The following is a 12,906-nucleotide window of genomic DNA, read 5'->3' on the forward strand; positions in this document are numbered from 1 at the left end:
AGAATTATTTTGTGGTTCATGATTGAGTTGTCCGATGAAGCAATCCTGTGCAATGAGCATGTACGGCTGCAGGAGAATTTTGAGCGGCTGTGGGATTTGTCCGACTCGCCCGAAGAAGGGGCAATGTTTAGCGGCCTCGGCGTCGGCAATGCCAGCAAACTTTACTTTTCCCCAGGCACTGAGAGTTTTTTCAGACACGTGCTGGATGCCTGTGGAGCGAAACCTTGCGATCCGCCTACGGCTGATGAGGCCGGGCTGCTTGTAGGCCATGATTCTGCCCGTTTCGCCTTGTCTGGCTCAAAGGCTGAGAGTTGAGACAGTGACTGACAGTCTATGCCACCTTGGGCACCAATCCGGCCGCATATGACTGACGTGCGGGGACCGGAATGGATTGAGGTCGTAACAGGGTAAATCGTTTCGGACGAATTTTGGACTGAAACTATACGATCTGAATTTGGCGCGGCTGTATGGCACGGTGCAGATGCGGACAACGCATAATTAGCTATCGTTTAGACGGATTCGGCAAAACGCTTTGAGCATTTTGGCGTAAAAGCATTGACAACACACGGCATATCGCCTTTAATTTCTGTAACGACAGAAATTAAAGAAAAAAGAGAAAACCCTTATGCACCTCAGCCCGACCATGCAAAAGTACGTCCTTCATTGGGGCGAAATGGGCACCCGATGGGGAGTCAACCGCACCGTCGCACAGATCCATGCTTTACTTTTCCTTGCCAACGCACCGTTGCCGGCTGAAGACATTGCGGAAACCCTCGGCGTGGCCCGATCGAATGTCAGCACCAGCCTCAAGGAATTACAGAGCTGGGGACTGGTACGCATTAGTCACCTTGCTGGAGACCGGCGCGATCACTTTGTAGCGCTCCAGGACGTTTGGGAAATCTTCCGGGTCATCATGGAAGGACGTAAGCGCCGAGAAATCGACCCGACGCTGACCGTCCTGCGTGATTGCGCGATGAATGCCAACAACGATGTCGATCTCGAAGCAGCCACCCGCGCAAAGATGGAACAGGTGCTCGCCTTCATGGAGATGCTCTCGGCTACTTATGAAGACTACAAACGGCTACCTCCTGCAACGCTCAAGCGCATGCTGAAGATGGGCGGAACAGTAGCCAAGTTTCTTGGTACCGATGACAAGGACGGAAATTAACAAGATTTCATCTATTCAATCGCCATCATCCCAGAACAGACAGGAAAACTTGTAACCGGCCCGATAGGGAAATGGCGCATTCGATTACCTCAAACAGATTTTCCCACGGGAGAAAGTTATGTCAGTCATTCATTTCGGCGATCGTCCTGAAACAGTTCTGGTCACCGGTGCCACCGGGTTTATCGGCCACTTGCTGGTGCCTGCACTGCTCGCGGACGGTCACCACGTATTTATCCTGAGCCGCGATACGAAAAAAGCGGCTCGGATGTTCAATAACCAGGTGAAATGCATTACCACCATGGACGAAGTACCGATTACACAGACCATCGATGTGATGATCAATCTGGCCGGCGCGCGTATCCTTGGCCGTCGCTGGACCGCGGAGCGCAAGAAGGTGCTGCGCCGCAGTCGCATCGGACTGACTCAGTCGCTGGTGAAATGGATCGCCGGGGCGCAACGGAAACCACGCTTGCTGCTGTCCGCCTCGGCCATCGGCTACTACGGCATCCAACGCCGCGACGATCATTCCGCATTGACGGAAACCAGCCCAGCACAGCCGATTTTCATGTCAGATCTTTGTCGCGAGTGGGAAGCCGCTGCTGGAGAAGCCAGCCGTTACGGCGTGTCCGTAGCCTGCATGCGCTTTGGCCTCGTACTTGGACACCAAGGTGCCCTGCCCATGATGATGCTACCGATCAGACTTGGCATGGGCGGGCCACTGGGCGGAGGACGCCAGTGCATATCATGGATCCATGTGCACGACCTGCTGCGCGCCATGGCACATATCTGGAAGAACAGCCATGAAGGTGTCATGGCGTATAACTTCACGGCACCGGAAACGGTGACTCAGGCAGAATTCAGCCGGATTGCAGCAGGCATTGTGCGGCGTCCCTCTTTCATGCCAACACCAGGGCTGCCGATGCGGCTGGTGCTGGGCGAACAGGCAGACCTGCTACTGGAAGGACAGCGTGTTGTACCGGAACGGCTAACTGCGGAAGGCTTCAGCTTTATTTACCCGGACCTCCACAAGGCATTGACCAGCCTTTATGGCGCTAATCAGTCACCTTCAAGTGTCGAAGCATAAGGTTAACTAGCGCGGTCCGGTAGCGGGAGAACGGAATAACCGTCGCGGAGTTGCAGCCCCTGAAGGAGGTCGCACCTTGCCGCACTGTCGCCTCGGTCTGCTTTTCCGTCCGCAAATCCCGATTCCGCTCTATTTTTTCGAAAATTTCGCGGCCAGCTGCTGCAGCTTCTCTTCACGGCGGCGTTCCGCTTCTTCGGCCTCGCGTTGCGCCTTGCGCTGTTCCGCAATCTTCTTGTAGCGCTCACGCAGCATGGTCTTGGCACGTTCGCGGTGCTCTTCGGTGACATCGCCGGAGGCATTTCCTTGCAGGTCAAAACGGGCAGTGGCACGCTCCATCGTCTTCAGGTAAGGCGTTGAATTGGTATGGATACCCAGCGCAATACGCAGCGCCTTGCGACCGATGTCCGGGTGCGCGGCGATGATCTGCTTGTCGATTCCAATGGAAAGCGCCCGGTGTTCGCGGAACACGGCGTACTGCTCCTGTAGTGTCTTCAGAAGCTGGCGCGGCGAAGGCGCGGAATTTTCGGGGGTGGTGGTAACGTTCATTCAGACTAAAAGGGAAAACGACGGTTCGAAGCTTAACATACCGCAGCACGTGCAATTGCTGTTCCTGCAGCTTTGTGTCGTGCCGGCGTCAAAACGAGTTCTTTTTTGCGTTTGTCACGCTATTACACTCCGGTCCGGCATCACTCGAAAGCGGCGGCGCCACTTCTTCCAGCGGCTTGCGCTCGGCATCGATGGCGAAGCGCAAGGCCAGCAATCCTGCAAGGATGACTAACGCTGCGCCTATCCCATAACCGACAGTCACCGCACCGCGGCTGCCGGTCTCGATCAGCATCCCGAACAGCACCGGCGCGGCAAAACCACCGGCACCAGTGCCGACCGCGTAAAACACCGCAATGGCGACAGCGCGCATTTCAAGCGGGAAGACTTCGCTCACCGTCAGGTAAGCCGAGCTGGCGGCAGCCGACGCCAGGAAGAACACCGCGGACCAGCATAACGCTTGGCTGCGCGCATCAAGCCAGCCTTCCATGAAGGCCCACCCAGTCAATCCCAAACCAATGCCTGAAAGGATGTAGGTTAATGCGATCATCCTGCGGCGCCCTACCCGGTCGAACAGCGGCCCCAGGATCAGCGGCCCAAGCACGTTGCCCAGTGCGAACGGAAAAATATACAGTGCCACCCGACCTTCGGGCACGCCATGGAAGCGCGTCAACACCAGCGCATACGTGAAAAAGATCGCGTTATAAAAGAATGCCTGCGAAATCATCAGCGCAATGGCGACGATGCTGCGCCGCCTGTAGCGGTGAACCAGGGTATGCGTCACCTTTGCGAAGGATGGAAGTACTCTCGAACCCAGTACGATTTCGGAGGTCACCGGCGCAAGCTTGCCGTGCTCCGCTTCCACCTCGGCTTCAATGCGGGCGATGATGTCACGCGCCTCGGCCTCCCGTCCATGGGCCAGCAGCCAGCGCGGACTCTCGGGCACATTGCGCCTTACCAGCAAAATGGCAACCGCCAGCAGGCCGCCGACGACAAAGCCGGCACGCCATCCAAGTTGCGGCCCCAGCACACGCGGGTCGAGCAGCACCAGGCTGAGCCCCGCTCCCAGCGCGGCCCCGATCCAGAAGCTTCCATTGATGGCGAGATTGACGCGCCCTCGTACCCGTGCCGGGATCAGTTCGTCGATGGCAGAGTTGATCGCCGCGTATTCACCGCCAATACCCAAACCCGTCACGAAGCGGCACAGGGCAAAGAATGCAAAGTTGGGCGAAAACGCGGTAGCCAGCGTGGCTGCCATGTACACGGCCAGGGTCACCAGGAAAAGCTTTTTTCGTCCCCATTGATCGGTTAGCCGGCCGAATACCATTGCCCCGATGACGGCACCGCCGACGTATAGCGAGCCCGTCCAGCCAACCTGGGATGCCGTCAGCGCCAGCGTGTCCGGTCTCTCAAGCACACTACCGATCGACCCGACCAGCGTAACTTCCAGACCGTCAAGTATCCACGCGATCCCCAGGGCCGTCACCACGCGCCAATGCCAGCGCGACCAGGGAAGTCGATCAAGACGAGGAGGAATATCACTGCGTATTTCTGTCACGTGGCGCGTCTGGCGTGGTGGTAGTTGTCGGATAGCTATGTGTAGCGTCGCCGATCAGGTAAAAACCCGATCAGCCAAGCATATACGTGAGCTGCGACTGAAACTTTGCCTTATCTTCAAATCTGGACAAATTGCTACCGAAATGCCGTGCGGCACTTATAACTTTCGTTCTTTCTCTTTGGAGCGACACGACGTGACATCGTGTCTCTGCAGCGTTTCGGGCAACGAACCGGTGGGCGGTGAGATCATTCCGACGCCAGGATTGGTCGTGAATCAGAATCGCCTCCGTGGTGCCGGGCCAGCGCGAATTGATTAATCCCGGCAATGAGTGGCGCATGGTGTGCGCCAGTGAAAACTAATTCGAATTAACGTGTTGTAAATTATCAATCTCCCGAAAACGCACTACCCGCCAACCTCCCGGAAAGGATCGAGCGCCAGATCGATCAGCCGCCGTTCACGCACGACTACCTCCGCAGTCGCAGTCATTCCATACCGCAAGGGATATCTGGACTCGCCGACCATGTAATGATCCTGTGTCAGCCGGACACGCCCTTCATAGACTGGCTGTTTGTTCGCCGAAGAGGGTTTTGTGGCGGGGGAAATATATTCCATGGTGCCGTTGATGATGCCGTAGCGTTGATAGGGAAAGGCATTGAATTTCAGTTTGACCCCAAGGCCTTCGCGCAAAAAAGCACGGTCATGTTCGGCAATTTCAACCTTTAACACCGGACGTGCGTTTTTGGGTGCGATCCCGCCGAGCGGCGCATTGGCCTGAATCTTGTCGCCGGACTGCGTGGAAGTGACATCGGTGATAACGCCGTCGACCGGGGCGACAATCAACAGGAAATTGTCCTTGTCGATGTTTTCAAAACGGATACGCGCCGCGGCATCTGCAACTAGCCGCGCAGTCTGCACCTGCAGGCGTGTCTTGTCTTCGGCGCTGGCAATTTCGCGTAATGCGGCGTCGTATTGCAGTTGCAGTTTGGCGAGTTGGGTACTGCTGCCTTCGATCTGTGCACTGGCTTCGCCAAATTCCTGGCTGAGGCGGAAATTGAGCTCCCCTATTTTCGCCTGTGCAACCCGCAGCGCATTTTCTGCCGCCATGAGAGTACTTTTCTTTTGTTCTACCTGTAACTGTGACACGCCGCCACCTCCGGGCATGGCGAATAGCCGGGCATATTTGTCGGCTTCTTCTTTTGCAATGTCACGCGCGCGGCGTGCATTGTCGAGATTGCTGCGTGCCTCCTGCAACTGCGAACGCTGGCCTTCGGCAAGCTTGCTGGTGCCTTCGGCCATGCGCTTTTCATGCAGGCGCTCTTCAACCTCAATTTGCTGCTTGAGCGTGGCTGCGCGCCTTTCCATCAAGACCTTGCGTTCGGGGAATTGTCTCCATTCACGTTCGGCATCTTCAAGTTTTAGCTGTGCTTCCAGTGCGCTAGTCGCTGCCTCGATGGCGCCGCGTGCGTTGAGTCGTGCTAATACATCCCCTTTCGAAACCGGCTGGCCTTCAGCGATATACAAATTTGCGAGTTCTCCATCGACCGGCGCATAAATCCGCCGCACTTCGGAGTCGGGCATCAATGAACCCTGCGCCGTCACGATCACGTCCGCATGGCCGACAAAGGACCATACCAGGGCTGTTACCACGAGCGCCAGCATGGTGATCACCGCGGCGCGGGCGAGACGCGAGGGTTCGGAACTCAGGATGGCAATGCCTTCGGCGCTGTGGTCTTCCAGCGCTTCGGATAGAGATTTCAACTGCAGATCGTTTTTCATTTTTCCGCACCTCCCAGCAAGGCCAGTTTGGCCTTCAGCACGCCGGGTTCGATGACGCGCTGCAGTTCCAGCATCGAGCGCCGCTGCAACTCTGCTTCGGCCTGTATCTCGGACTGGAGTTTTGCCCATTGAGACGGATAGCCGGCCTTGAGGTCCTGATAGATGCGCGCACCGCGGTTGGCTTCGCCCGCAGCATCGGCGAGCAATCGCGCCTGCGCACGGAATTCATTGGACACGCCGGCTTCCAGGCGCTGGGCGCCGCCTATCGCGCCATTGTCGCGATAGCGCCGCCACGCTGATTGCGCACGCGCCATCATTTCCTCTGCGCGTTTGATGGCCTTGTCTCTGACCGTACGGATGTCGCCATCAATGCTGCGGATAAAATACGTATCCTCGTCGGCATCCAGCATTGCATAGAATCCGAGCAACCTGTCTTCATAACCCTTGCTGCCCCGTGCCTTTTGCAAGGCATCGAATTGTGCAGCAACTTCTTTCTTATGCTGCAACTGCCTGGCCGCGACATCCGACCATGGACCTTCCGGCAATTTCTCCAGCGCCGCGAAAGCCTGCGCCGAATTGCCGCCACTCCATGCCTGCGAAGCCCGAAGATACTGGCCGATCAATGTGGCCGGAGGTAGGCGGCCATCAACCGACATCGCCTTTACACGCTCGATGAATGGCGGTGTCGAAAGACGCGTATCGGACAACATACTCGCAAGCGGACCAAGACGCTGCGCACCCGCCAAGTTCCGGATTTCGATATAGCGCCGCAAATCTTCGCGCAGCGTATCCATACCCGCCAATCGCGGATACTTTTCAGCATATTCGTTAAATATCTCGTTGAGCGATTGTGGCCGGTCCTGGTTCAGCTCTTCGACGATCGTCGACTGCAGGCGATCGATCGCGGCCAGATATACCGCCTTGTCACTCTGGACCTTGCGCAGATGGCTCAATGCCACGGCATACGGCTCACGAAATTCAGGCACCATCTGCGCGACCCTGTCCAGCGCGCGCTGGTGCTCGACCGCATCCTCGTCCCACCATTTCAGCAAGAAACGAATCTTGTTGTCATCGACGTACAGGCGAATCGGTGCTTCCAACCCACCTCTGCCGACGACGAAGCGCTCCAGATTGCCGATCCATTGCAATTCGCCCAGCAGCATCTGGACATCGCTGTTGCGGCGCGAACGATCTTTGGCGGCAGCGATTATCGCGTCGGCCTGATCGTAGTTGCGCGTTTGCAGGGCTGCCAGCCAGCCGGGCACCATGGAACGCAGCAGTGCTTCGGTACCATAGGCCTTGATCGCGACACTTTCCGGCCGACGTGCAAGGTGCTCTTCCGATAAGCTTGCTGCGCGGGCGTATTCGCCCTCGGCAAGCAACTCTTTTATCTCACGTTCAGTCGCGCCGCTAAGATGGATGGCAAGTACAACCACGGCCAGCATCGCGATGCCGGCAGCGCTCAGCCAGAGAGTACGCCTGAGTCGGCCAGGCCGATCCGACGCAAACACATCCTTCACTGCCGATGCCAGTGCGGCATGCTTGCCCTTGGCACGCGGCTTGGCGCCGTCGCCGGCTGCTTCCGGCTTTTGCACCTGCGCGTCCTGGTTGATCTCGTCAGGCTGCGGCGCTGGATCGACGCAAAAGATATTGAGGAAGGAGTCTGCCGCGGCGATGAAGGTCGTCTTGTCAGCATTGCTTCCGGCGCTTGCATTTGCGGCCGGGTGTGCGCCCGCAGCCGCACCTGCACTCGCATCGGCATGGTGGCCGGCATTCGCCTCTGCAATATCCCCCCCACGCGCAGTGGCAACCTGGGGGAGCTTCGCAAACTTGGTCACCGTGGGGTCAGCCTCGGGTTGCTCCTCCTCGAATCCGACCTTATACACAAAGTGATGCCCGCCGAACGCGAGCGTATCGCCGCGCTGCAGACGTGCTGCATGTTCGTCGAGCCGGATCCCATTGACAAAGGTACCGTTGGTGCTACCGAGATCCTCGACGTAGGGTTCACCACCCTTCTGGAAAATATGCGCGTGGCGACGTGACAAGTAATTCACCTGTTGCGGCTGTTCCGTCTTATAGCGCGCGAACGCCACGTCGGCTTTGCTGATCAGGAAGGGAAAGTGGGTAACGACAATCGGCTGCAAGCCGGCGTCGGCACGTTCCGGTTCCAGCGTCAGGCTTGCCAGCCGCCTGCCGCGATTCCCCGAATGGGCCCGCTCACCCAGCTCCACGCGAAACGGCAGCGCGCCGCCAAAGCAGACGGTATCGCCATCCTGCAGCCTGCGCGTCTTTTGCCGGATATCCTCGCCATTCACCGTGGTGCCGTTCTTGCTGCCAAGGTCGGCGATATACACCGCGCCGTACTCACAAAAGATGCGCGCATGGCGGCGTGACAAGTCGACGGTCAACTCCTGAGGATAGGTGTCGAATGGTGGCTCCGTCCGTCCTATCGGAAACAGGCTGTCGGTGATATGGATTGCGGCCAGTTCAGGGTGGGAAGCAGGCTTGAGAGATATAACCACCTCTTCCCCACCGGGGGAACTCACGTTAACACCGGGTGAGTCTTCATGAAACGTTTGTCGAGACAGCATGTAGTTCTCGTTTCCTTGGTAGAAAAGCTTGGAAGCAAAACTTATATCGGTAATGACTTTCTCCCATCTGCGTAATCTGCGCCGAATATGCCTCCTGTACCTACTGGCGCGCGTTGCGCACTTCCACCGGGGGCCACCCTCCACCCAATGCCTTATACAAGGTCACCGTGTCCGATAAAATCAGCTGATGATTGGCAAGTAAAGCGAGCTGTGCTCCCAGCAGTGAACGCTGGGTCTCGAAGACCTCCAGCTGCGATACGACACCTTCCCGCAGTTGCCCTTCGATCTGCGTGGCAACGATAGACAGGTTGTCCGCCTGCTGCTGCAGTTCATCATGTTGCTTCTTGTGCGAATCCAGATTAACCAAGGCGTTTTCGACTTCTTCATACGCGTTGATCACCGACCTTCTGTACTCTTCTTCCGCCACCTTGATTTCCGCTTCGCTGGTCCTTACACGCGCCTTCACGCCAGGATCGAGCAACGGGATGTTAATGCTCGGTAAAAAGCTGAAGGTAAATGCCTTCAGCAGGTCACCGATACCCAGGGCGGAGGATCCGGCTCGCCCGGTCATGCTCACTGATGGCAGCTGCGCCAGCTTTGCCTGGCCAATCAGGTTGTGCGCAGCCAGCACACGATACTCGGCAGCCACGATATCGGGCCGCCGCTTGAGCAGTTCCAACGGCAAGCCATTGGGCACCTCAGGCAAACTGATCCGTTGCTGCAGTTCGCCGGTCGGTACGCGGAAATCGCCGGCGGGGATGCCAAGCAGCGTCGACAACGCATTGCCTGCAAGGTCACGAGAGCGGTTAAGGTCCAGCAGATCCCTGCTGAGCCGGTTGACTTCCGCGCGCTGCTGCAAGACTCTAGTGTTGGGCAGCAAACCATTCTTGTGCATTGACTCGTAGATACCGAGTATCTGCCGATTTTTGTCCAGCGCCGTCCGCTGACGCGCAATCTGTTCATCGAACTGCAGAATCTGGAAATACGATGTTGACACCCCGGCAAGCAGATTGAGGTACCCGGCACGCCAGTCCGCTTCGGTTGCCTGGAATTCAGCCTCCTGTGCTTGCGCGCCTTTCTCGACCTTGCCCCAGATGTCGAGCTCCCAGTTCACTTGGGTACCCAGGTTGAACGACTTGCTCAGTTTCTGCCCCGTACTCTTCTCGAAGCTGGCGCCAGCTCCCGCATCGAGGCTTGGCAATGCACCGGCGCGCGCTTCCCCGATCTGCGCGTTGGCGACACGGGTGCGTGCGGCCAGGATTTTGATATCGATATTGCCTTCGACGGCACGCTTCACCAGATCATCCAGATAAGGGTCGCGAAATTCTCTCCACCAGTCGGGACGTACGGTTTCCGTGGCGGAAACCGGCGTCTTTTGTGACCATGCCTGCTTGATGGGGGCGTCAGGCTGCTTGTAATCGGTCAGTTTGACATCGGCACAGCCGCCCAGAAACACCGTGCATGCACCAAGCATGAGCGCCGAGCGCACACATGATGCGCGTTGGGCGAAATGCGAAAGTGCACACACCGGGATTATGGCGGCGGAGGGGTTGGTCGCTACGCGTCGGGAAAAAGTACGATTCATTTTCAAGGCTAAACGTTATTGAAATTGCATGCTGACATGGCTGATGTCGATTTACTGCTCATGGAGACAGCCACACCTTTGATTCGACGAACACGTTGAATACCCGTGCATCCAGCTTTCCTGCGCGGCATTCCTTGTCGATGAGGTCCAGCGCATGCTCCGCAGGCAAGGCTTTCTTGTATGGCCGGTCACCGGCGGTCAACGCATCATAGATATCGCAAATGGTCAGGATGCGTGTCTGGAAACTGATCTCGTTGCCGTGCAAACCCATCGGGTACCCGGAACCGTCAAGCTTTTCGTGATGTCCATGCGCAATCGTCGGCACGCTCGCCAGATCCCGGGTCCACGGAATCAACACCAGGAAGGAATACGAATCTGCCACATGCGATTCGATCTGCCTGCGCTCGTCCGGAGTCAGGCAGCCACGTGAGACGCTCAATGCGGACAACTCCAGGTCTTCCAGCAAGGGCATCTCGGCGTCGTCGGCATCACGATACAAATATTGAGTGATTTCCTGCAGTCCGCTCATGCCATCGGCATGCGATATGGCCGGCTCGTTTGCCTGTTTGATCGCCTCCATGAATTGCTTCAGGCGAGTGCATTCTTCGCACAGGGTCGCCTCAATTTTCTGCTTTTCTAACCGGAACGCGGCCATGCTTAGTTCATGCTGCGCATGTGTCTCGGCGAGCTTGCGGTAAGCCTGTCGTTCAAGGCAGACCTGTGCATGCTTGAAACGATGTTCCAGCATGCGCATTTCGGCATGATGAAGTTTCTTTTCCTTGCGCAAGACATGTTCACGAACACCCACCTTACCGAAATCGTGCAACAAGGCGGCGTACCGGATTTCACGCAACTGGTCCTTGCTGAATTTCACGCGGCGCAGATCGGCTCGCTCGGCATGATCCACTGCCATAGCCAGTCCTTCCGCGTAATTGGCAACGCGGAAAGAGTGTCCGGCGGTTGCAGGATCGCGTTCTTCAATCGCTTGCACGGAAGCGCGCACGAAACCGTCGAGCAGACGTTCAATGTCCGAATACAACTGAAAATTCTTCAACGCAACCGCAGTCTCGGCACAGACACCGGTAAGCACTTCGAGGTCGGCTTCCTTGAATGCATAAGGGTTCGACGAGGCGTCGACCTGAATCAGCCCGAGGCATTCGCCTTCCATCAGCAATGGGACGCACATCACACTGCGAATCGCCTGGTCGACAATCGACTCCTGCACGCCAAAGTGACGATCCGACAAGGTGTCCACCGACAGGATCGACTGCTTGTTGTTGACCACTTCGTCGATGATCGTTTGCGACATGCGCACATGCGCAAGATCTTCGACGGTGCCGTCACGATGGCGGGCGGCGACCGGCGTTGGCGCTTCGCCTGGACTCTTCTTGAGCAGGACGAATGCGCGATCGGCAAGTGGAAACAACTCGAATATGAAGTTCATGATCTTTTCAGTCAGCGTGGCGCGATCGGTCACCGCGCCCAACGCAATGCCGACTTGCGCCATCGCGTGCAGTTTTCGTACCGTCTGTTGCATGTCACTGCTATCAAGGTCCGTGCCAGCTTCAAAACCCGCTGCATAGATGGTCGCGTCAACCGACTTGGTGATGATCGTCGGCTGACTGTCGGCCGCCGGTTCCATCATTGAATGAAAGACGATTTGTGCGGATGACACCGTGAGCTCATCGCCATCACGCAACGGGTGCCAGTCGCCGGGCTCAAGTCGCGTGCCGAGTACGAAGGTGCCATTGAAGGAGTGCAGATCTTCGACAAAGAAGGTACTTCCCTTGCGTCGGATGCGCGCATGCCTGCGGCTGATGGTGTGCTCGGGAATGCAGAGAAAACGGTCGGTACCCAATGAATCCTGCGGCTCACGGCCGATGACGACCTCATCGTGCAACGGGAAAAGTGTCGGATTGGCGGCGCCGTCGTTGATCACTTCAAGGTAGGCCATCACGGTTCCGCCCGCCTGGTTTGCCTTGCCTGCATGTTCCATTGCTGTACCCCTTCCCGGCGCATTGTGCCGAGTTGCGTCGTCGTGATTACAGTATGGTCACCGTTGGCAAAATTACCAGTTCGCCGAGCGAAGGACTGCAGGATCGCTGTAGACACGGGCGGCGCGCTCCGCCCTGCAAGCTTGCGTCAACCCGTTTTTTTACTTTTTCTACTTGACGGTTATCGTGATTTTTTTCGACACGACTGGTGGGTTATGTACGACATGTTTGTCGTCACCCATCACTAGCTGCAGCGTGTGACGTCCGGGCGGAAGCTCAACCATGGTTTCAGTCTCGCCAGCACCGAAGTGCAGGTGATTGCGATCGGATGGAATTTCCTGGCCGGCCGGCGGCGGGTCGGTGTCGATCAGCAAATGATGATGACCGGTATTCGGGAAGTTGACCCCTTTGGGTGCGACGCCCATATTACGCAGTCCGAACCACACGCGAAACGGTTTGCCAGCGGAGACTACTTCGCCGTTGTTCGGCCAGCCTATATATAAGTATGGCTTGCCTGGGCCGCTACCATCCGCCGCGAAGGCCATGCCTGAGAGCAAGCTGAAGACAATGGCGAACGCACTCAACAGCCTATCCATATCGTTGCTCC

Annotated in this window: 10 protein-coding genes; 3 read left to right on the forward strand and 7 right to left on the reverse strand. The window is 57.2% G+C overall.

Translation table 11 applies throughout. The annotated features are described in order from the left end of the window. Nucleotides 1-9 precede the first annotated feature (9 nt). The 3 genes from ACFQUU_RS15465 to ACFQUU_RS15475 all read left to right on the forward strand — a co-directional run bounded on the left by ACFQUU_RS15465 (nucleotide 10) and on the right by ACFQUU_RS15475 (nucleotide 2,252). Entirely contained in the window at nucleotides 10-315 is a 306-nt protein-coding gene (locus tag ACFQUU_RS15465; RefSeq protein WP_382248664.1) for a hypothetical protein, read from the forward strand. Between the two features lie 310 nt (nucleotides 316-625). Further along, entirely contained in the window at nucleotides 626-1,168 is a 543-nt protein-coding gene (locus ACFQUU_RS15470) for a GbsR/MarR family transcriptional regulator (protein WP_382248666.1), read from the forward strand. Nucleotides 1,169-1,286: 118 nt separating this feature from the next. Then, nucleotides 1,287-2,252 (forward strand): TIGR01777 family oxidoreductase, encoded by a 966-nt coding sequence (locus ACFQUU_RS15475; RefSeq protein ID WP_382248668.1) that lies wholly within the window; start codon nucleotides 1,287-1,289, stop codon nucleotides 2,250-2,252. Between the two features lie 129 nt (nucleotides 2,253-2,381). Here the strand turns inward: ACFQUU_RS15475 and ACFQUU_RS15480 are convergent, their stop codons facing one another. From ACFQUU_RS15480 to ACFQUU_RS15510, 7 genes are all read right to left on the reverse strand, one after another. Then, a complete protein-coding gene (locus tag ACFQUU_RS15480; RefSeq protein WP_057291250.1) occupies nucleotides 2,382-2,798 on the reverse strand; it encodes a ProQ/FINO family protein in 417 nt (138 codons plus the stop codon). An 88-nt stretch (nucleotides 2,799-2,886) separates the two neighbouring features. Then, complete coding sequence (locus ACFQUU_RS15485) at nucleotides 2,887-4,353, reverse strand: MFS transporter (protein WP_382248670.1); 1,467 nt, start codon at nucleotides 4,351-4,353, stop codon at nucleotides 2,887-2,889. A 402-nt stretch (nucleotides 4,354-4,755) separates the two neighbouring features. After that, nucleotides 4,756-6,129, reverse strand: a complete 1,374-nt coding sequence (locus ACFQUU_RS15490; protein ID WP_382248672.1) for an HlyD family efflux transporter periplasmic adaptor subunit — start codon at nucleotides 6,127-6,129, stop codon at nucleotides 4,756-4,758. Beyond that, nucleotides 6,126-8,720: an FHA domain-containing protein gene (locus tag ACFQUU_RS15495; protein WP_382248674.1), complete on the reverse strand. Its 2,595-nt coding sequence runs from the start codon at nucleotides 8,718-8,720 to the stop codon at nucleotides 6,126-6,128. Before ACFQUU_RS15495 ends, ACFQUU_RS15490 begins: the two co-directional genes overlap by 4 nt. Before the next feature lie 100 nt (nucleotides 8,721-8,820). Continuing rightward, nucleotides 8,821-10,194 (reverse strand): efflux transporter outer membrane subunit, encoded by a 1,374-nt coding sequence (locus ACFQUU_RS15500; protein WP_382248868.1) that lies wholly within the window; start codon nucleotides 10,192-10,194, stop codon nucleotides 8,821-8,823. A gap of 169 nt (nucleotides 10,195-10,363) precedes the next feature. Then, nucleotides 10,364-12,301, reverse strand: a complete 1,938-nt coding sequence (locus ACFQUU_RS15505; protein WP_382248676.1) for an HD domain-containing phosphohydrolase — start codon at nucleotides 12,299-12,301, stop codon at nucleotides 10,364-10,366. Between the two features lie 168 nt (nucleotides 12,302-12,469). Then, complete coding sequence (locus ACFQUU_RS15510) at nucleotides 12,470-12,895, reverse strand: DUF4399 domain-containing protein (protein WP_382248678.1); 426 nt, start codon at nucleotides 12,893-12,895, stop codon at nucleotides 12,470-12,472. Between the last annotated feature and the right edge of the window lie 11 nt (nucleotides 12,896-12,906).

Origin of the sequence: Herbaspirillum sp. GCM10030257, from assembly GCF_042666555.1 — a bacterium.
Lineage (GTDB): Bacteria > Pseudomonadota > Gammaproteobacteria > Burkholderiales > Burkholderiaceae_D > Noviherbaspirillum.

Coding starts and splice junctions, on each gene's coding strand:
- ACFQUU_RS15470 (WP_382248666.1), top strand. CDS start 626: ATGCACCTCAGCCCGACCATGCAAAAGTACGTCCTTCATTGGGGCGAA.
- ACFQUU_RS15475 (WP_382248668.1), top strand. CDS start 1,287: ATGTCAGTCATTCATTTCGGCGATCGTCCTGAAACAGTTCTGGTCACC.
- ACFQUU_RS15480 (WP_057291250.1), bottom strand. CDS start 2,798: ATGAACGTTACCACCACCCCCGAAAATTCCGCGCCTTCGCCGCGCCAG.
- ACFQUU_RS15490 (WP_382248672.1), bottom strand. CDS start 6,129: ATGAAAAACGATCTGCAGTTGAAATCTCTATCCGAAGCGCTGGAAGAC.
- ACFQUU_RS15495 (WP_382248674.1), bottom strand. CDS start 8,720: ATGCTGTCTCGACAAACGTTTCATGAAGACTCACCCGGTGTTAACGTG.
- ACFQUU_RS15500 (WP_382248868.1), bottom strand. CDS start 10,194: ATGCTTGGTGCATGCACGGTGTTTCTGGGCGGCTGTGCCGATGTCAAA.
- ACFQUU_RS15505 (WP_382248676.1), bottom strand. CDS start 12,301: ATGGAACATGCAGGCAAGGCAAACCAGGCGGGCGGAACCGTGATGGCC.
- ACFQUU_RS15510 (WP_382248678.1), bottom strand. CDS start 12,895: ATGGATAGGCTGTTGAGTGCGTTCGCCATTGTCTTCAGCTTGCTCTCA.